Annotated in this window: 17 protein-coding genes; 12 read left to right on the top strand and 5 right to left on the bottom strand. The window is 66.9% G+C overall.

Going from position 1 to position 18327, the window contains the following annotated elements; translation table 11 throughout:
- Positions 1-29 precede the first annotated feature (29 nt).
- Complete coding sequence (locus AC4EEO_RS17095) at positions 30-725, top strand: 4-carboxy-4-hydroxy-2-oxoadipate aldolase/oxaloacetate decarboxylase (protein ID WP_491329167.1); 696 nt, start codon at positions 30-32, stop codon at positions 723-725.
- Positions 726-823: 98 nt separating this feature from the next.
- Here AC4EEO_RS17095 and AC4EEO_RS17090 read toward each other — a convergent pair whose 3' ends face one another.
- Positions 824-1066, bottom strand: a complete 243-nt coding sequence (locus AC4EEO_RS17090; protein WP_018763287.1) for a hypothetical protein — start codon at positions 1064-1066, stop codon at positions 824-826.
- Between the two features lie 123 nt (positions 1067-1189).
- Positions 1190-2152 carry a nitrogen assimilation transcriptional regulator NAC gene (gene nac / locus AC4EEO_RS17085; RefSeq protein ID WP_491329168.1) on the bottom strand — a complete coding sequence of 321 codons (963 nt, stop codon included), beginning with the start codon at positions 2150-2152 and terminating at the stop codon, positions 1190-1192.
- Positions 2153-2544: 392 nt separating this feature from the next.
- On the opposite strand from nac, the gene AC4EEO_RS17080 reads away from it, so the two are divergent.
- The 10 genes from AC4EEO_RS17080 to AC4EEO_RS17035 all read left to right on the top strand — a co-directional run bounded on the left by AC4EEO_RS17080 (position 2545) and on the right by AC4EEO_RS17035 (position 11068).
- Entirely contained in the window at positions 2545-3330 is a 786-nt protein-coding gene (locus AC4EEO_RS17080; RefSeq protein WP_491329169.1) for a LamB/YcsF family protein, read from the top strand.
- A gap of 2 nt (positions 3331-3332) precedes the next feature.
- Complete coding sequence (locus AC4EEO_RS17075) at positions 3333-4064, top strand: 5-oxoprolinase subunit B family protein (RefSeq protein ID WP_491329170.1); 732 nt, start codon at positions 3333-3335, stop codon at positions 4062-4064.
- Positions 4061-5074: a 5-oxoprolinase subunit C family protein gene (locus AC4EEO_RS17070; RefSeq protein WP_491329171.1), complete on the top strand. Its 1014-nt coding sequence runs from the start codon at positions 4061-4063 to the stop codon at positions 5072-5074. Before AC4EEO_RS17075 ends, AC4EEO_RS17070 begins: the two co-directional genes overlap by 4 nt.
- Positions 5075-5217: 143 nt before the next feature.
- The gene (locus tag AC4EEO_RS17065) at positions 5218-5973 is read left to right on the top strand and encodes an SDR family oxidoreductase (RefSeq protein ID WP_018763292.1); all 756 of its coding nucleotides are present in this window, start codon (positions 5218-5220) and stop codon (positions 5971-5973) included.
- 43 nt (positions 5974-6016) lie between these two features.
- A complete protein-coding gene (locus AC4EEO_RS17060) occupies positions 6017-6958 on the top strand; it encodes a 2-hydroxyacid dehydrogenase (protein WP_491339343.1) in 942 nt (313 codons plus the stop codon).
- Complete coding sequence (locus tag AC4EEO_RS17055) at positions 6955-7725, top strand: SDR family oxidoreductase (protein ID WP_491339342.1); 771 nt, start codon at positions 6955-6957, stop codon at positions 7723-7725. Before AC4EEO_RS17060 ends, AC4EEO_RS17055 begins: the two co-directional genes overlap by 4 nt.
- Positions 7725-8816, top strand: a complete 1092-nt coding sequence (locus tag AC4EEO_RS17050) for an L-idonate 5-dehydrogenase (RefSeq protein WP_491339341.1) — start codon at positions 7725-7727, stop codon at positions 8814-8816. The genes AC4EEO_RS17055 and AC4EEO_RS17050 overlap by 1 nt, the downstream gene beginning before the upstream one ends.
- Positions 8813-9355 carry a gluconokinase gene (locus AC4EEO_RS17045; RefSeq protein WP_285318618.1) on the top strand — a complete coding sequence of 181 codons (543 nt, stop codon included), beginning with the start codon at positions 8813-8815 and terminating at the stop codon, positions 9353-9355. Before AC4EEO_RS17050 ends, AC4EEO_RS17045 begins: the two co-directional genes overlap by 4 nt.
- A 73-nt stretch (positions 9356-9428) precedes the next feature.
- Positions 9429-10025: a TetR/AcrR family transcriptional regulator gene (locus tag AC4EEO_RS17040; protein WP_491339340.1), complete on the top strand. Its 597-nt coding sequence runs from the start codon at positions 9429-9431 to the stop codon at positions 10023-10025.
- Positions 10022-11068 carry a DMT family transporter gene (locus AC4EEO_RS17035; RefSeq protein ID WP_491339339.1) on the top strand — a complete coding sequence of 349 codons (1047 nt, stop codon included), beginning with the start codon at positions 10022-10024 and terminating at the stop codon, positions 11066-11068. Before AC4EEO_RS17040 ends, AC4EEO_RS17035 begins: the two co-directional genes overlap by 4 nt.
- On the opposite strand, the gene AC4EEO_RS17030 is transcribed toward AC4EEO_RS17035, so the two are convergent.
- Both AC4EEO_RS17030 and AC4EEO_RS17025 read right to left on the bottom strand, forming a co-directional pair.
- Positions 10979-11275: a DUF3040 domain-containing protein gene (locus AC4EEO_RS17030; protein ID WP_081624215.1), complete on the bottom strand. Its 297-nt coding sequence runs from the start codon at positions 11273-11275 to the stop codon at positions 10979-10981. The genes AC4EEO_RS17035 and AC4EEO_RS17030 overlap by 90 nt on opposite strands.
- Positions 11276-11442: 167 nt before the next feature.
- Positions 11443-12489 carry an aldo/keto reductase gene (locus AC4EEO_RS17025; RefSeq protein WP_491329177.1) on the bottom strand — a complete coding sequence of 349 codons (1047 nt, stop codon included), beginning with the start codon at positions 12487-12489 and terminating at the stop codon, positions 11443-11445.
- Positions 12490-12774: 285 nt separating this feature from the next.
- Here AC4EEO_RS17025 and malQ point away from each other — a divergent pair, with 285 nt between their 5' ends.
- Positions 12775-14994 (top strand): 4-alpha-glucanotransferase, encoded by a 2220-nt coding sequence (malQ, locus tag AC4EEO_RS17020; protein ID WP_491339338.1) that lies wholly within the window; start codon positions 12775-12777, stop codon positions 14992-14994.
- A gap of 83 nt (positions 14995-15077) precedes the next feature.
- Here malQ and AC4EEO_RS17015 read toward each other — a convergent pair whose 3' ends face one another.
- Positions 15078-18254: an alpha-amylase family glycosyl hydrolase gene (locus AC4EEO_RS17015; protein WP_491329179.1), complete on the bottom strand. Its 3177-nt coding sequence runs from the start codon at positions 18252-18254 to the stop codon at positions 15078-15080.
- Positions 18255-18327 lie beyond the last annotated feature (73 nt).

The following is an 18327-nucleotide window of genomic DNA, read 5'->3' as shown; positions in this document are numbered from 1 at the left end:
CCACGCTTTCTACAAAACAGGAGTACCCCATGATCCATGTCAAAACGAAATTCGACCGCCCTTCCGAAGATGCCGTTCAGCGACTTTCCAAGTTCTCCTCTGCCACAGTGCATGAAGCACAGGGCCGCAAAGGTGCGCTGAGTTCGAAGATCAAGCCGATCGACCGCAGCATGTCCTTCTGTGGCCCCGCCGTCACCGTGGTCTGTGCACCGCGGGACAATCTGATGCTTCAGGTGGCCATTCACTACGCCCGGAAGGGTGACGTTGTCCTGGTGGCAGCAGGTGAGTACGAGGAAGCCGGGACATTCGGCGACGTGCTGGGCAACGCCATGAAGGCGAAAGGCCTGGCGGGTATGGTCACGGATTCAGGTGTCCGCGACACCAAGGACCTGGTTGAACTCGGATTGCCGGTGTTCTCCGGCAGTGTCTGCATCAAGGGGACTGTCAAGGAAACCATTGGCCCGATCAACCATCCCCTGGTGTTCGGCGACGAAATTGTCTACCCGGGCGATGTCCTGCTGGGTGATGCCGACGGCGTGGTGGTGGTCCGCAAGGATGAGATCGAGGAAGTCATCAAGCTGTCGCAGGCACGCGTGGACGCTGAGGACGACCTCATCCGCCGCTATAAGGAAGGCGGCACCACCATCGAGTTGTGCAAACTGACCGACGTGCTGAAGGCCAAAGGCCTGCTGGTGGAGGACGCCGAATTGGAGCCGGCGCTGTAGCTCCACCCCCAATGATGGGGTTAAGGCAGAGAGGCCCGGCGTTCCTTTCGGAACTCCGGGCCTTCTTGGCCGCCGGCGGTGCGGTGGTTCACGCCACCTCAGTTCATCCCCGGAAGAAGGTACGCAGGCGGCCCCACCTGGGAGTCGTCCAGGTACCACATGGTGGATCCCCGCTTGCCCGGCGGCATCATGCTGCCCTCGAAGACAAATACCGGATCCGAGGCTGCGCCGTCTTCGGCCCGCCAGAAGCCATTGGTGGGGCAATGCGAACCGGTGCTGGCCTTGAGCTGGATCCGTCGTTCAGAGGAATTCCGGTATTGCAGGCTGGTGATCTTTTTCATGCTGGGCTCCAAGGGAATCATTTGTGCCGGGTAAACGCCGTTGGCGAACCTTTATGGCTTTTATCCTAGGACGCAGTAAATTCCATGGATAAGACTAATGGAGCGTGACCTGATAAGGGCCGCTTATGACGCATCCGCGGCGGCGGAGGGTTTTCCGCTGGAAAGCGGCTGGTATTTGCTGCGCAGCATTTCCTGGAGCATTTCCTTCAGTACCAGCAGTACGGCGGAACCGGCCTCGGAGAGCGGTTCGTGGTCCGGAGTGCACAGCGCGATCTTGCACTGCAATGCAGGCCTGGTGATCCGCAGGACCCGGAAGTCCTCCTCGTGGAACAGTGCATCCGCGGCCGACTTGGGCAGGATGGTCGCACCCAGGTCGCTGCGCAGCAACCTGGTCAGGGACGGGACCGATTCCACTTCCCCCACCAGGTGCAGCGTGAGGCCCTTGCTGTCGAAGCCCGCCTCCACCACCTGGCGCAGGGTGTGGATCCGTTCGGGCAGGAACAGGCCCAGGGTGGCCGCCGCTTCCAGGGCGATGGTGCCGGCCCCTGGGTCCACCGGAAGCTCCCGCGCGGCGTTGACCACCAGGTACAGGTCCTCGACGATGAGGGTGGTGAACTGCACGCCCCGGATGGGCCCCGGTTCATAGATGAGGGCCATGTCCAGCCGCCCGTTCTTGATGGCCTCGCTGAGCACGCCGCCGTAAATCTCGGTCAGGTGCAGCACGATGTCTGGGTAGCGCCGTCCTACTTCGCGGATAATCCGCGGAGTGAGGCTTGAGGCCATGCTGTAGGGAGCGATTGCTATGGAGACGCGGCCTGAAGGTGCAGCTCCTGAAGCTGCCACATCGATCCTGGCCTGCTCCACCTGCCGCAGGATGGTCTGCGCATGCCGGTACAGGGTATGGCCCGCCGCCGTGGGCTCCACGCCCTGCTTGCTCCGGATCAGGAGCCGCTGCTTCAGCTCCGTTTCCAGTGCCGACACCTGCTGGCTCAGCGCCGGCTGGGCGACGTGGAGGGCGGCGGCCGCCTTCGTGATGCTTCCTGAGTCGACGATCTTCACGAAGTACGCCAGCTTCCGGGTGTCCATAGCGCTCCTCTTTTCCAGCCGGGGACGGCACAGCCTGCGGGGTCATACGTTGGCGCTATGGCGGGACAGGCAATACGTCTTTGTGTGATCCGAGTCTCGGGCATAGGTTAATTGCAGATGACTTTCCAATGACCAGAGCATTCTATCCCCACCCAAGCCATCACCGGTTTTGATGCCGGCATATGTTTTGTGCATAAGCGGGGAAGCAATTTGCTGGAAAGCCCAGTCTTGGCGTCACTAAACATGGGCCGGTTGAATTTTTTGGGTCGCCAATGGCGCCTCAAAAGGTCATAACTGTTCCCTATAGCGTGATACCGCATTCGTCTTTGTGTGGCTCCAATCCCGATGCCACACTGATTTACACCCGCAGCACCAGCAGAGGAAGGCCCGCAATGCCCACAGTCGATCTCGTAGCGGATCTTGGTGAAGGTTTTGGCGCCTACTCGATCGGTGACGACAAAGCCCTGCTGGAAATCGTGTCCAGCGCCAACATCGCCTGCGGCTTCCACGCAGGGGACCCTGACATCATGGACGCCACCGTGGCTGAATGTGTCAGGACGGGAGTCGGCATCGGCGCCCACCCGAGCTTCCCGGATCTTCGCGGCTTCGGCCGCCGCGCCATGGACCTCACGGCTGACGAAGTCCGCAACGACGTCATCTACCAGCTGGGTGCCCTGTCGGCGTTTGCCGCCTACCACGGCGGTACCGTCTCCCACCTGGCTCCCCACGGCCGCCTGGGCAACCTGGTGGCCACCCGTGCGGACTACGCCCGGGCTGTGGCAGATGCTGCCGCCCGGGTGGACCCGAAGCTGATCATCCTGGCCCAGGACGGTGAACTCGCCACTGCGGCGGCGGAGCGCGGCCTGCGGGTGGCCATCGTTGGCATCGCGGACCGCGCCTACCAGGATGACGGGACTCTGGTGCCGCGCAGCCGGCCCGGCGCCGTGATCCACGACCCCTCCGTCATTGTCCGGCGCACTGTGCGGATGGTGACCGAAGGACTCATCGAAACAGTCTCCGGCAGCGACATCGCCGTCCATGCCGACACGGTGCTGCTCCACGGCGACAATCCGGGCGCCGTCGAACTTGCCCGCCTGGTTCGCAGCGAACTGGTCGCCGCGGGGGTCACCATTGCCCCGTTGGCACAAGTGCTCGCCGCAAAGCAAAAGGTCTCCTGACCATGGCCGCCCCAACGACAACCAGCCGGACAATGCTGGACATCTACGAGTCGGGCGACGCCGCCCTGCGCGTGGTGGCACAGTCCGGTGACGCAGAAGCCAACTGGGCCACCGTCCACTCCCTGGCCGGCTGGCTGGCGACCGTCGGCGTCGACGGCATCCACGGCGCCGTTCCCACCTACGACTCCGTCCTGGTCGAATTCGACCCCTACCTCACCTCCGCCCGCCAGGTCAGGGCGTTCATCCTCCTGGGGATGCGCCAGCTGGACTTTGTGGGCACCACCCTGCGCGAGCCGCGCCGCTTCGAGGTACCCGTCGTGTACGGCGGCAGCTACGGGCCGGACCTGGAAAGCGTGGCAGAGCACCAGGGCCTGGATGTCCAGGACGTGATCGCCCGGCACACGGCCAAGACCTACGTCATCCGCTGCCTCGGAGCGCCGGCAGGCTCGCCCATGATGGACGGACCAGACTTCCCGGCCCCCGTCCCCAGGCTCAGGGACCCGCGGCTCTCCGTGCCCGCCGGTGCAGTCTCCGTGGCCGGACGCCAGGCCGTGATCGCGCCCGCCGTCGCACCAGGAGGCTGGTGTGTCATCGGCCAGACCCCCCTGACGGTCCTGGACGCAGCACGCGAACCCCTGGTGCCCTACGTCCCCGGCGATGAACTGCGCTTCTACCGCATTCCAGCGGAGGACTTCGAAAAGTACGAGGGGCAGTTCCTGGAGGCCCGGCCATGACCGGGGCACTGATCGTCCTTCAGCCCGGACACTCTGTCGTCACCGACCTTGGCCGGACAAAGGGTCCTGCATTCGGACTTCCCGTCAACGGGGCCCTGGACCAGTTCTCGGCCAAGGCCGCGAACATCCTGGCCGGCAACGGGGACAACGATCCGCTCCTGGAACTCACCGCCCTGGACTTCAGGATGCGCGCCACCACGGACCTGCTGATCGCCGTGACCGGCGCCCCGCTGGACCTCTCGGTGGGCGGCCGCGACTTACCCCAGTGGGAGCCCGTCTCCGTCCGGGCCGGCGAAACAGTGACGGTCCGCGGAATCCGCACCGGTCTCCGGGCCTACATCGCCGTCCGCGGATCCTTCACCGTCCCCACGCTGCTGGGCAGTTGCGCACCGGACACGGTGGTGGGCTTCGGACTGAAACTTGTTGAAGGCAGCCGGCTTGCAACGCAAAAGACCACCGCACCCATCATCCAGCCGCACTTCGGCCTGCCCCTGTTCCGGCTGGGGCTGGCAAAGCCGGAATTCACCACCCACCCGGTCATCGACGTCACCGACGGGCCGGACGTAGCCGAATTCGGCGACACCGCAGACCTGCTTTTCACCACGCAGTACACCGTGAGCCCCCGAAGCAACCACATCGGACTCCGGCTCGGCGGCGCACTGCCCGAACGCCAGCTCACCTCCGAGGTCCTCTCCCGCGGTGTCCCCGTGGGGGCCATCGAGGTTCCGTCCCGGGACGAACTGCTGGTCCTGCACCGGGGACGGGGCGTTACGGCGGGCTATCCGGTCCTGGGGGTCGTCACTAGCCGCTCCCTGGATGTCCTGGCGCAATCCAGGCCCGGACACACCGTCACCTTCAGGAAGACAACCGTGGCTGAAGCAACAGCCATGCACCGCACAGCCTGCCTGGAACTGGACAGACTCCGGAACACCGTGAACACGGTCTTCGGACTCCTCGGGGTCGGCGCCGGCCAGCGCTGGCACGAACTCAGCCCGGCGTCAGGAGCCTGAACATCATGATTGACCGCCCCACCGCCCAGGACCGCACCCACAGACTGCCGCGCGATCCCTAACCCCTGCCAACCGGGGGGCCACAACGTCCAGTCCATTGCCGGACCTAAAAGCCCCGCCACCTACCACTTTTTGGAGTCCCTGTGCCTTTTTCCGACTACACCACAGCCCTCGTCACCGGAGCGTCCACCGGCATGGGCGCGGCAATCGCCGAACGTCTCGCCAAGCGCGGACTGACCGTCCACGCGGTGGCCCGCAACGAGGAACGCCTCGCCGAACTGGCCGACCGCACGGGAGCAGTCCCGCATGTGGTGGACCTGACCGACACCGCCGCCCTGGCCGGCGTCGTCCGCGACCTCAAGGTGGACGTCCTGGTCAACTGCGCCGGCGTCTCCCGGACAGGCAACATCCTGGACTCCTCCGAGCAGGACATCGACGAACTCATCGACGTCAACCTCCGCGGCCTGCTGCAGCTCACGCGGCTGGTGCTGCCCGGCATGGTGGAGCGCGATTTGGGCCACGTGGTCAACATCAGTTCGATCGCCGGGCTCTACAACTTCTACGGCCACACCGCCTACCACGCCACCAAGGCCGCGGTGCACCAGATTTCCCGGCAGTTGCGCAACGACACGGTCGGCAAGCGCATTCGCGTCACCGAAATCTGCCCCGGCCGGGTGGAAACCGAAATCTTCGGCCGCAACCTGGGCGGCAGCCCCGAGGCCATGGAAGAAGCCTGGCAGACCTACTACGAGGGCTACGAATCACTCACCACGGACGACATCGTCAATGCCCTTGATTACGCCATCGAAACCCCGCGCCACGTCAACGTTGGCATGCTTGAACTCATGCCCACCTTCCAGGTCCCGGGTGGCCTCACCTTCGACCGCCGCGACGCATAACGATCCCCGCAGCACCTTCCCACCAACCGATAGGCCTTCAACGATGCAGCACGTGCAAACCGTCAGTTTCCCCGAACCCCAGCTCCTGGCTGAATTGTCCCCGCTCCCGGAGGGACTGACGGGAGTGGTTTGGGACATGCAAGGGGCCCCTGACGAGGCCCACGGAAGCATCGACGGGGTCATCCTGCCGTACCTCAATGCCGGCGCCGTGCTGGGTTCCCTTGGCAGCGTCCCGGACCTGAAGTTCGTGCAAACACAGTCAACAGGGTTCGACGGCGTCCGCGAGGCAGCAGGTCCGGCCGCCGGGGTGGCAAACGCCTCGGGCGTCCATGCGGCTGCCACCGCGGAGCTGGCCGTTGGCCTCATCCTCGCCAAACTGCGGGGCATTGACCAAGCTGTCCGGGACCAGCAGGTGGAGAACTGGGCCCCGCAGCGGCGGCAGTCCCTGGCCGACAGGCGCGTCCTGCTGCTGGGCATCGGCGGAATCGGGAAGGAGTTGGCCCGCCGCCTGGAGCCTTTCGAAGTCACACTGACCCGGGTGGGAAGCGCCGCACGGACCGATGCGGACGGCCGGGTCCACGGTCCGGATGAACTCGTGGCGCTCGCCGCCGGCCACGACATCCTGGTCTCCGTCCTTCCCCTCACCGAGGCGACCCACCACCTGGTGGGAGCCAAGGTCCTGGCCGCCCTGCCGGACGGCGCCCTGGTGGTTAATGTCGGACGCGGCTCCGTGATCGACACCGACGCCCTAACGGCTGAAGTGGTGTCCGGCCGCCTGCACTGCGCCATCGACGTGGTCGACCCCGAACCGCTGCCCGCCGGCCACCCGCTCTGGTCCTCGGAGAACGCCCTCATCACCCCCCACGTTGGCGGCAACGCGTCAGCGTTCGAGCCGCGGATCCTCAAACTCCTGAAACGGCAGCTTGAGGCCCTCGCCGCCGGCGAAACCCCGGTCAACCTGGTGCAGCAGGGACCGTTCGCATGAGTTCACTTTTTGATTTGTCGGACCGGGTTGCGTTGGTCACCGGGTCGAGCCGGGGGATTGGCTCGTCGCTGGCCCGGGCGTTGGCGGACGCCGGTGCAACGGTTGTGTTGAATGGCATCAACGGGGAGCGGCTCAAGGAGGCCGAGGCGGCGATGGCCGCCGATTATGCCCCGGGCCGGGTGCATAGTGTCGCGTTTGACGTTACCGATGGCGAGGCGGCAGCCCGGGGTATCGCGTGGATCGAAGAGCATGTGGGTGCGTTGGAGATTCTGGTGAATAATGCCGGGATCCAGCATCGGGTGCCGATGCTGGAGTTGGACGTGGCGGATTGGGAGCGGGTGATTTCCACGGACTTGACCAGTGCGTTCCTGGTGGGGCGGGAAGCAGCCCGGCGCATGATTCCGCGGGGCCGGGGCAAGATCATCAATATCTGTTCGGTGCAGACGGACCTGGCCCGCCCCACGATTGCCCCGTATGTTGCGGCCAAGGGCGGGCTGCGGAACCTGACCCGGGCCATGACGGCCGAGTGGGCCGGGTCCGGCCTGCAGGTCAACGGGATCGCGCCGGGGTATATCCACACCGAGATGACGCAGAACCTGGTGGATGACGAACAGTTCAATGCCTGGATCCTGGGCCGCACCCCGGCCCGCCGCTGGGGCACGCCGAGGGATCTGGCCGGGCCGGTGGTCTGGCTGGCCTCGGACGGGTCGGATTTCGTGAACGGGCAGACCATTTTCATCGACGGCGGAATGACGGTGGTGGTCTGATGCCCGCGAACACACCCGTCCAGCCAGGGGCCCACATGCTGCCCGGCTCCGGGCCGGCCGTGGTGGCCCACGCCGCGGGGGATCTCCGGGTCGATGAGGTCCCGCTGGCCCGGCCGGCGGATGACCAGGCCGTGGTTGAGGTCTTGTATGGCGGGATCTGCGGGTCGGACCTGCATTACTGGCTGCACGGTGCGGCCGGGGAATCCATCCTGAAGGCGCCCCTGGTGCTGGGCCACGAAATCTCCGGCGTGGTGGTCCGCGCCGCGGCCAACGGCCAGGGGCCGCAGCCCGGAACCGCCGTCGCCGTCCACCCCGCCACCCCCGGTCCGGGCGCGGCCAGGTACCCTGTGGACCGGCCCAACCTCTCACCCGGGTGCACCTACCTGGGCAGCGCCGCCCGCTACCCGCACACCGACGGCGCCTTCAGCCGGTACGTGAACCTGCCCGTCCGGATGCTCCGGGCCCTGCCCGAGGGCATCGACCTGCGCACAGCCGCCCTGGTCGAACCCGCGTCCGTGGCCTGGCACGCCGTCTCCCGGGCCGGGGACGTGGCCGGGAAGACCGCGCTGGTGATCGGCTCCGGCCCCATCGGTGCCCTCGCCGTCGCGGTCCTCAAACGCGCCGGAGCCGCGCACATCACCGCTGTGGACCTCCATCCCAAGCCGCTGGAGATCGCCAAGGCCGTCGGCGCGGACCAGGTCATCAACGCCGCAGACACCGAAGCGATCGCCGCCGTGGAGGCCGATGTCGTGATCGAATCCTCCGGCAACCACCACGGACTGGCCTCCGCCATCCGCGGCGCGGTCCGCGGCGGGACCGTGGTCATGGTGGGGCTGCTGCCCACCGGCATGCAACCGCTGCCCATCTCGCTGGCCATCACCCGCGAACTGGACCTCAAAGGCTCCTTCCGCTTCAACGACGAAATCGACCAGGTCATCGCGGCGCTTGCCGACCGATCACTGCACATCAGCCCCGTCATCACCCACCAATACCCCGTGGAGGACGCCCTGCACGCCTTCGAGGTCGCCAAAGACTCCACCAGCTCCGGCAAAGTCCTCCTCAGCTTCGACGGGAACGGGGAGCAACGGTGAACGCCCCGTTGCCGCCCCTGGTGGTGATGGGCGTGTCCGGCTCGGGGAAATCCACCATGGGCTCCCTGCTGGGCCTGCGCCTGGACATGCCGTTCTTCGATGGCGACGATTTCCATCCGGCCGCCAACAAGCAGAAAATGGGCGCCGGCATACCGCTCACGGACGCTGACAGGGAGCCCTGGCTTGGCACGCTGGGGGAGTTGCTCGCAGGAAAGGCCGACGGCGTCACGACAGTCCCGCCGATCGTCGCCTGCTCAGCGTTGAAGCGCCGGTACCGGGACCTGCTGCGCAGCGCAGCGCCGGATGTTGTCTTCATCCACCTCACCGGAAGCACAGACACCATTGGAGCGCGGATGGAAGCCCGCGCCCACGAGTTCATGCCGCGGACCCTGCTGGAATCCCAGTTCGCCGCCTTGGAGGAACTGGACCAGGACGAGGCCCACGTCCTGGCCGATATCACCGAACCCCCGGCACTCCTGGTGGAACGGTTGGCCACGGAGCTCCAGGCCATGTCCGCCCGGACGGTCCGCACCGCCTAATCAAGAAGCAAGTGTTCCACCCTGCGCTGGTGGTAGGTAGACTGGTCTACCTACCATCACCGCAAGGAGCCCCATGCCTGTGCCACGCGCCTCGGCGCCCAGCCGGCCTCCCGCCCGGGAACTGCTGCTCGACGCCGCCGCCCGCCTCTTCTACGACCGCGGCGTTGCGGCCACCGGGATCGACACGATCACTGCCGAGGCGGGCGTTGCCAAAAAAAGCCTCTACAACAACTTCACGTCCAAAGCGGACCTCGTGGCCGCCTACCTGGAATCACGGCATGAGGAGTGGCTGGGGCTTTACCGGACGCGGCTGGAAAAGGCCGGGACCCCGGCGGAGCGGGCACTGGCAGTCTTCGACGCCTACCTGGACCACGCACATGCCGCCTACCAGCACGGATTCCGCGGCTGCGGGCTGCTCAACGCGGCGGCTGAACTGCCCGCAGGGGATCCGGGGCGGACTGCAGTGCGGCTCCACAAGGAGGAAGTCCAGGATCTCCTGGCCCGGCACGTCACGGACCTGTTGCCCGGGAGGGAGGGCCAGGCGCCCGCCGTTGCCGCCCACTTGGCGTTCCTCCTCGAGGGTGCCATGGCCAGGGCAGGCCTGGAGGGCGGCGACGCGCCGCTGCGGCAGGCCCGGGCCATCGCCGCGCAACTGTTGGACGCGCTGTGAACTCCACTCCACGCCGCCCTGCGTTGCCCTGGGGAGCGTTGTCCGTGGTGGCGGCGTCCGTCCTCTGGGGGACCACCGGGACGGCCGCCACCTTCGCACCGGATGTAAGTCCCCTGGCCATCGGCGCGGTGGCCATGGGGGCGGGCGGGTTGCTGCAGGCTCTGTACGCCGCACGGCACATTGCCACCCGGCCGGCCGGCCTGTTCCGGCGGTGGAGACTGGTGTTGTTGGGGGCGGCAGCGGTGGCTGTCTATCCCTTGGCCTTCTACAGCTCAATGCACCTCTCCGGCGTGGCCGTGGGAACTGTGGTCTCCATCGGCTCGGCCCCCATCGCGGCGGCCCTCATCGAGCGGGCGGCGGACAGGAATCCACTGCGCCGGCGGTGGATTGCCGGGGCAATGCTCGGAGTGGGTGGAGCGGCGCTCCTTTCCTTTGCCGGGCACGGCCCTGCCGGGCCCGCCGCCACGGATTCCTGGACCACCACGGCGGGAGCGGCCCTGGGACTGCTGGCCGGCAGCACGTACGCCCTGTATTCCTGGGCAGCCCACCGCCTGATCGGGGACGGTGTCACACCCAGGGCTGCCATGGGCACGGTCTTTGGCCTGGGCGGGCTCTTCCTGATGCCGGTCCTTGCCCTGACGGGCGGCCCACTCCTGGCCTCCTGGTCCACGGTCGGCGTCGGCGCCTACATGGCGGTGGTGCCGATGTTCGCCGGCTATCTCCTGTTCGGCTGGGGCCTTGCCCGGGTGGGGGCGAGCACGGCCACCGGCATCTCGCTGCTCGAAACGGTGGTTGCCGCCGTACTGGCGGTATTCGTAGTGGGTGAACGGCTTCCGGCGCTCGGCTGGCTTGGCGCCGCCGCGGTCCTGGCCAGCCTGTTCATCCTGGCGCCGCGCACCCGGGCCGTACCAGGGCCGGCAGCAATCCCGGGTCCGCGCTCACCAGCGGCGCCGTCAGGCGGTGGGCTGCCGCCGCGCGCTCCTGTTCAACCCGATGGGGCCCAGCAACAGGCAGGCGCCCAGCCCCAGCAGCAGGATTCCTAGCACCACCGCGCCCGGCGCCGGCAGACCTGCCCCCGCCAGGATCAACACCAGGCCGATGACCGCCACCGCCAATCCCGGGAGGAGAGCCGTGGGGAAACGGCGCGCTGGATAGCCGGACAGCAGTTCCATGGCCAGATGGGGATCGTCCGCGATCAGCCCCAGTTCCAGCTCCTTGAGCAGGCGTCGCTCCTCATCGGACATTGGCATGGCAGCCCCTGTATTCCCTGGGAGGCGGTTTCGCTATCGACCGTAGAAGTCTTCTACCGCTTAGTCAATAGTTTCCCCGCCCCGCCGTCCCGCCCGCCGGTGTCGTTCGACGCCGGGCCGTGACGGTGCTGCCGGACGCTGACCGTGCTGCCGCGCCCGTGAGCCCGCTACCGGCGTCGTAATTCGGCGAACTCGATGGACGGGACAATTGCCCCGGCGTCCCGCTCCACGAAGTTGGTCCCCGGCGGAACCAGATCGTCGATGGCGTCCAGGACCGTCTCGCCCAACTGGACATCCGCGGCGCGGAGGTATGCCTGGAGGTGTTCCTCGCTGCGCGGGCCGATGATTACGCTGCTGATCGCGGGGTGGGTCAGGGCGAAGCCGACGGCCAGGTCCACCAGGGGCATCTCCAGCTTGTCCGCCAGCCGGGCCAGGGAATCCGCTGCCAGCAGCTTCCGCTCGCTGGAGGGCCCGGAAATGTCGTACCGCCCCGGCAGCGTGTGCACCCGGGTGGGCGGCTTCCCCGAGTCAAGGACGAAGCTGCCGGAAAGCCAGCCGCCGGCCAAGGGTCCGTACGCCAGCACGCCCAGCCCGTACTGCTGGGCGATGGGCAGCACGTCGCGTTCGTTGCCGCGGACCAGCATTGAATAGGGAACCTGGTTGCCCAGCGGCGGAATCAGGTGGTTGGTGGTTGCCAGCCACTGCGCTTCGACGAGCTGCGCCGGGGTAAACACCGACGTGCCGTAGTAGAGGATCTTGCCCTGGCGGATGAGGTCGTTGAGGGTGGTGATGGTTTCCAGGACGTCGGTGTTGTAGTCCGGCCGGTGCGCCTGGTACAGGTCGATGCGGTCCGTCTGCAGCCGGCGGAGGCTGCCCTCGACGGCCTGGGTGATCCAGCGGCGGGAGTTGCCCGAGTGCGCCGGATTGGGGCTCATCTGGCCGTGGAACTTGGTGGCCAGGAAGACGTCATCCCGCCGGCCGCGCAGTGCCCTCCCCACCACCTGTTCGGACTCGCCCTGGGAATAGACATCGGCGGTGTCCACCGCCGTGATGCCGGCATCAAGCGCCGCGTGGATGATGCGGATGGCATCATCGGCGCCGGTGGGGGCGCCCGGCGGCCCGCCGGTTCCTTCGCCAAAGTTCATGGTGCCAAGGGTGAGCGGGCTGATGGGGGTGCCTGACCGTCCGAACACCCGCAGTTCGCTAAGGCTCATCTCCGGTCTCCTCCATATAGTTGCCGCGCCGTGGATCGTCATGACGCTACACAGATTCCCCGGACGGCCGCAGAATTCCGCCTTAGTCCTTCTCTTTTCGTCGCATGGAGTAACCGGAGCGCCGCAGGATGACGTTTTGTGGCGGCCGCCGCCATCCTCGGGCCGGGTTTCGCCCCGGCTGCCCCCTGCAATAATCTGAACCAACGGTTGTGCACTGGGGTGTCAGCTCCCGGGGCAACAGGCAGCACTGTAAGTTCGGGACCATCACAGACGAGGCGGACACCCATGACGGCTTCAGACCAGCAGCACGCACCACGGCCAAACATGCCCGCAGACCCTCCCGCCGCCCAGGCGCCGGTGGATCCGCACCTGCTCCAGCAGTTGGCGGATGCGCACGGCGTGGGCACGTCCTTCCAAGGCTGGGACGGGCTCCCGCACTCCGTGGCCGCGCCAACGCTGATCAAGGTGCTCGCCGCCCTGGGTGTGCAGGCCCATACGAACCAGCACATCGAAGCTGCCCTGGCGGAAGCGGAACTGGCGCCATGGCGGCGGATGCTGCCGCCCGCCGTCGTCATCAAGCAGGGTGAGCCCGCCCAGGTTCCGGTCCATGTCCGGGACGGCGCAACGGCCCGGCTGACGGTCGCCCTCGAAGGCGGCGCAGGCTCACTCGAGGCGGCCCAGGAGGACGTCTGGGTCCAGCCCCTGGACGTCGACGGCATCCCCACCGGACGCGCCACCTTTTCCCTGCCGCCGGATCTCCCGCTGGGCTGGCATACCCTGCACGCCGACTCCGAGGGCGCCACGGCCACTGCCACGCTGGTGGTGACGCCGGCGCGCCTGGACACGGCGGCGCCCCTGATGGAGCGGCGCGGCTGGGGCCTGGCCACGCAGTTGTATTCGGTCCGGTCCAAGCGCTCGTGGGGCATCGGCGATTTCGCGGACCTGGCGGACCTGGCGGCGATCAGTGGCGGGCGCGGCGCCGATTATGTGCTGGTCAATCCCCTGCACGCGGCGGAACCGGTGCCACCCATCCAGCCCTCGCCCTATTCCCCGTCCACGCGGCGGTTCTTCAACCCGCTCTACATCCGTATTGAGGCGGTCCCCGAGCTTGCCTACCTGCGGCCGCGGAAACGGGCGGCGCTGGAAAAGCTGCACGAGGAAGTCGCCGGGCTGAACAGGGACGGGGCCCGGCTGCACCGCGATGCCGTCTACGCGGCGAAGCTGCAGGCGCTGGAAATGCTGTACCACACCCGGCGCTCGCCGGCCCGGCAGGCGGCGTTCGACGAGTTCTGCCGTATCTCCGGCAGCGGCCTGGACGACTTTGCCCTCTGGTCCGCCATCAGGGAGGACCTCGCGCCGGACGATCCGCTCTGGACAGACCCGGCCTGCGCCATCGGAACCCGCGGGGCGGAGGCACTGCGGGAGAAATTGGCGGACCGGATCGGTTTCCACCGCTGGCTTCAGTGGATCTGCGACGAACAGTTGGAAGAAGCGCAGCAGGCAGCCTTGCGCTCCGGAATGCGGCTGGGAGTGGTGCACGACCTCGCCGTAGGGGTTGACCACAGCAGTGCCGACGCGTGGACGCTGCGCGGCGTGCTGGCGCCGGCCACCAGCGTGGGCGCGCCGCCGGACATGTACAACCAGCAGGGCCAGGATTGGGGCCAGCCGCCATGGCACCCCACCCGGCTTGCAGAAACCGGCTACGAGCCGTTCCGCAACATGCTCGCCACCGTGCTGAGGCACGCCGGCGGTATCCGCGTTGACCACATCCTGGGCCTGTTCCGGTTGTGGTGGATCCCTGCCGGCAACGCGCCGGGGGACGGCGCCTACGTCCGGTATGACCATGAGGCCCTGATCGGCATCCTCGCCCTCGAAGCGCACCGCGCCGGTGCCGTGGTGATCGGGGAGGACCTGGGAACCTTTGAACCGTGGGTGCGTGACTACCTCGCTGCCCGCGGCATCCTGGGCACGTCCATCCTGTGGTTCGAGTACGACGGCGACTCCCCGCTGGCGCCCGAAAAGTACCGGACGCAGGCACTCGCCAGCGTCAACACGCACGACCTCCCGCCCACCGCCGGCTACCTCGCGGGTGACCATGTGGCGTTGCGGAGCCGTCTTGGCCTGCTGGAGCGCTCCGAGGAGGACGAGCGGGCCGAGCACAATGCGTCGCTGGAAAAGATGTTCGCCCTGCTGCGCGAACGCGGTTATCTCACCGAGGCGAACACCACCGGACCGGGCGAACCCGGTGCCGAGGCGAACACCATCGAGGCGCTGCACCTGCTGCTGGCCCAGGCGCCTTCGGTGCTGCTCGGCGTGGCCCTGGTGGATGCGGTGGGGGAGCGGCGGGTCCAGAACCAGCCCGGGACCACCGAAGCGCTGTACCCCAACTGGCAGGTGCCTTTGGGCGGCCCCGACGGCAAACCGGTGTTCCTGGACGACCTTCCGGCCAACAAGAGGTTCAACTCGCTGCTCGCGGTGGTGGAGGGGGCCCTGCACGGATCCTGACTGGTGTTCATTGACGAAGGGCCCCGCCGCTGGGTGAACTGCCCGGGAAGCGGCGGGGCCCTTCGGTGTGTTGCCGGCGAACGCTAGCCGGCGGTCATCACATGGGTGAAGTGGTCGTAGCGGAAGGTGACCGGGCCGCCGTCGTGCTTAAACACGATGTTGGCGCCAGGCGTTGCCCCGCCCGCTCCGTAGCTGACGTCCCATGACTTGTTGAGGGCGGCCTTGAACTCGTAGCTTCCCGCCGGGAGGTCCGGGATGGACAGCTTCCAGAGGAGGTCGGCCGGGTCCAGTACCAGCTGCGCCTGGGCACAGGACGGCTCCCAGTCCGAGGCACAGCCCAGCTCGCTGTCCATGCTTCCAGCGGCTGCCACGGCGGCCGGCTGCTGCGACGCGAAGACGGCGCTGAGCAGGTGGGTGCTGTTGTCATAGCGGAACGTGACCGGGCCGCCGGGGTGGTCCAGCACGATGTTCTGCCCGTTGAGCTGGCCGTCTGCGCCGTAGTTTTCGTCCCAGCCGCCGTTGAGCGCTGCCTTGTATTCGTACTTCCCGGCCGGCAGGTCCACGGTCAGCCGCCAGATCCGGTCCGCCGGGTCCAGGACCATCTTTGCCTGCGGGCAGGCCGGATCCCACTGCGCGGTGCAACCCATGGCCAGGTTCAGTGATCCGGCCACCGTGACCGAGTCGGGCTGCGGGGCCTGGCCCACCAAGACAGTCCTGGTGCCGCTGGTGACGTTGAAGCCGGCGCCGATCATCGCCGCCCGGTATTGGACCTTGGTACCGTCCGCCAGTCCGGAGACGTCATCAGTGGCCGAGTACACGGGCGAGGACGAGTCGGTGCCCACCGACGTCCAATCCCCGCCATTGACGCTGCGCTCGAAGGACACCACATGGCTTGCCTTCTCCGGGTCAGCCGTGGCGCTCAGCTCCACTTTGCCCTCGACGCTGCTGCCTTCGGCAGGCTTCTGGAGGGTCAGCAGGGGCGCGGGAACGTTGGTGGAGCGGCTTTGGCTGGTGGCTGTGTGGCCGCCGTTGTCCAGCACGGTGGCGCGGTATTCCAGCGGTGTCCCGGCATCCAAGGCCGCCACGTCGTGGAACACCTGGTACGGGGCGGTGTCGTCCGTCCCGATCGGCTCCCAGCTGCCGCCCGCCGTCCTGGCCTCGAAGGTGACCTCGTAGAACGACCTGCCGTCGACGTCGGCCGTCACCTGGATGCGCCCGTTTTCACTCGTGGCTGCTGCCGGCTGTTGGAGGGCGACGGCGGGAGCGGCCTTTGAGTGCGGAATGCGGCCTGAGGATTCGTAGACGACGGCGGAAAGCGGCGGGACGGTCACCGTCAGTTTGGCGTCGTCAGAGGTTTTGGCTTCATTGGCGCCTTCGCCGTAAACGCGCGTGTAGCTGCGCTTGGCGATGTAGGTGGGAACGTCCGCCGTCCGGGCCTGGGCGCTGTTGTTCAGTGCCACCACGTATTCGCGCTGGTCCTGGGCGTCCGTGCGGGAGAAGGCGTAGATGCCCGGGCCGTCGGAGGCGTAACGGTTTTGGTGTGCGCCGTTCCGCAGCGCCGGGTGCTCCTTGGTGAGGGCAGCAAGCTCCCGGATCTTGGCGTACAGCGGGTGGCTTGGGTTGAAGTTGTCGGTGGCGTGGGTGGCGTCCGTGCCCAGCAGGTCGTCGTCGAGGTAGTCCGGAACTTTGCTGGCGAAGAGCGTTTGCCGGGCATCCTGGTCACCGCCCGGTCCGGTGAAGCCCTGTTCGTCGCCGTAGTACACCACCGGGTTGCCGCGCGAGAAGTACATCAGCTCGTGGGCCAGTTCGTCCCGTGCCACCTTCTCGGCGTCGCCTGCGGCGGGGTTGTCCTGGCTGATGAAGCTGCCGATGCGGCCCATGTCGTGGTTTCCGAGAAAGGTGGGCAGTTCGTAGACGTTGGAATCGGCGTCGGTGTACCAGTCATCGCCGGCGAAAAAGGCCTGGAGTCCTTTGGCGTCCTGGCTCTTGGACGCGAAGTTGCGGGCGGCATCCTGGAACGGGAAATCCAGGACTGCCTGCATTTTGTTGCGGGTGGTGAATTGGGAGGTGAAGCTCTTGCTGGTATCGAACACCTCGCCGAACATGAAGAATTCGGCCTTGCCGTGTTCCTTGGCGTAGCTAAGGACCTTGGGGCCGAATTCCTGCCAGAACTCGTTGTTCACGTGCTTCATGGTGTCGATCCGGAAGCCGTCCACGCCAAAATTGCCGATCCACGATGTGTAGATGTCTTCCATGCCGTGCACCACCGTGGGGTTTTCGGTGAAGAGGTCATCGAGGCCGAAGAAGTCGCCGTACATGGAGTCCTCGCCGGTGAAGGTGGTGTCGCCCCGGTTGTGGTACAGCGTGGGATCGTTCAACCAGGCCGGTACTTTGAGGTTTTCTTCGCCGGGCGCCAGGACCGGCTTGTAGGGGAACGATGTCCCGGCATCCAGCTGCGGGAAGGTCCCGGTGCCGGCGTAATCCCGGTCATCAAACGGTTGGCCCGAGGCAGTTTTGTACGGTGCGGCGTCCTTGGATACGTAGCCTTTGCGGTCGCCCTCTTCGTAGCCGATGACGTCCGCCGTGTGGTTGGTGATGATGTCGAAGTAGACCTTCATGCCGCGGGCGTGTGCCTCGTCGATGAGCGCCTTGAGTTCATCGTTGGTGCCCAGGTGCGGATCGATCTGGGTGAAGTCGGTGACCCAGTAACCGTGATACCCGGCCGACTTGTCCTCCGGCTGGACTGCCTTGTTCTTGAAGCTGGGCGTCAACCAGATGGAGGTGGTGCCCAAGCCCTGGATGTAATCGATCTTGTTTCGCAGGCCGGCCAGGTCGCCGCCGTTGTAGAAACCCTTCTTGGTGGGGTCGAAGCCGGACACCATGGGATCCGGGCCCAGGCCGCCCTGGTCGTTGGCGGTGCTGCCGTTGTTGAACCGGTCCGCCATGACAAAGTAGAAGTTTTCGTCGGTCACGGGGCCGCGCAGCGAATGCAGTGCCGGAGCGGAGTCCGGGTTCTTGGGTCCGGGATCCTTGATGCCGGGCGCCGCCTGGGCCGGAAGGACCGCGATGCCTGCGGCGAGTGCCGTTGCCAGCAATGCGGCGGCGGACCGGGCAGCGGTGAGGTGGATTGCGGAAGTTGGCCGGGATGCGGCGCGGCGGGACTGTTTGTTCCGCCGGGACGCAGTGACGTGCTGGGATGCTGCCGGTGTGCCCGGCAGGTGGGCGCGTGGGGGCGCGCCATGGGGGGTGCGGAATAACAAGGGTGAGACCTTCCTGGGAAGCAGCGCTGCTGTACAGGCGTGCCGTTGACATGGGGATGCGGCAGGAGAGCTC

This window comes from Pseudarthrobacter sp. MOO13 (assembly GCF_058267655.1).
The sequence above is the reverse complement of the archived record's forward strand: the minus strand, read 5'-3'. Positions and strand labels throughout refer to the sequence as shown.

Coding starts and splice junctions, on each gene's coding strand:
- AC4EEO_RS17040 (WP_491339340.1), top strand. CDS start 9,429: ATGCCTGTGCCACGCGCCTCGGCGCCCAGCCGGCCTCCCGCCCGGGAA.
- AC4EEO_RS17060 (WP_491339343.1), top strand. CDS start 6,017: ATGCAGCACGTGCAAACCGTCAGTTTCCCCGAACCCCAGCTCCTGGCT.
- nac (WP_491329168.1), bottom strand. CDS start 2,152: ATGGACACCCGGAAGCTGGCGTACTTCGTGAAGATCGTCGACTCAGGA.
- AC4EEO_RS17030 (WP_081624215.1), bottom strand. CDS start 11,275: ATGCCAATGTCCGATGAGGAGCGACGCCTGCTCAAGGAGCTGGAACTG.
- AC4EEO_RS17095 (WP_491329167.1), top strand. CDS start 30: ATGATCCATGTCAAAACGAAATTCGACCGCCCTTCCGAAGATGCCGTT.
- AC4EEO_RS17025 (WP_491329177.1), bottom strand. CDS start 12,489: ATGAGCCTTAGCGAACTGCGGGTGTTCGGACGGTCAGGCACCCCCATC.
- AC4EEO_RS17055 (WP_491339342.1), top strand. CDS start 6,955: ATGAGTTCACTTTTTGATTTGTCGGACCGGGTTGCGTTGGTCACCGGG.
- AC4EEO_RS17075 (WP_491329170.1), top strand. CDS start 3,333: ATGGCCGCCCCAACGACAACCAGCCGGACAATGCTGGACATCTACGAG.
- malQ (WP_491339338.1), top strand. CDS start 12,775: ATGACGGCTTCAGACCAGCAGCACGCACCACGGCCAAACATGCCCGCA.
- AC4EEO_RS17090 (WP_018763287.1), bottom strand. CDS start 1,066: ATGAAAAAGATCACCAGCCTGCAATACCGGAATTCCTCTGAACGACGG.
- AC4EEO_RS17070 (WP_491329171.1), top strand. CDS start 4,061: ATGACCGGGGCACTGATCGTCCTTCAGCCCGGACACTCTGTCGTCACC.
- AC4EEO_RS17050 (WP_491339341.1), top strand. CDS start 7,725: ATGCCCGCGAACACACCCGTCCAGCCAGGGGCCCACATGCTGCCCGGC.
- AC4EEO_RS17080 (WP_491329169.1), top strand. CDS start 2,545: ATGCCCACAGTCGATCTCGTAGCGGATCTTGGTGAAGGTTTTGGCGCC.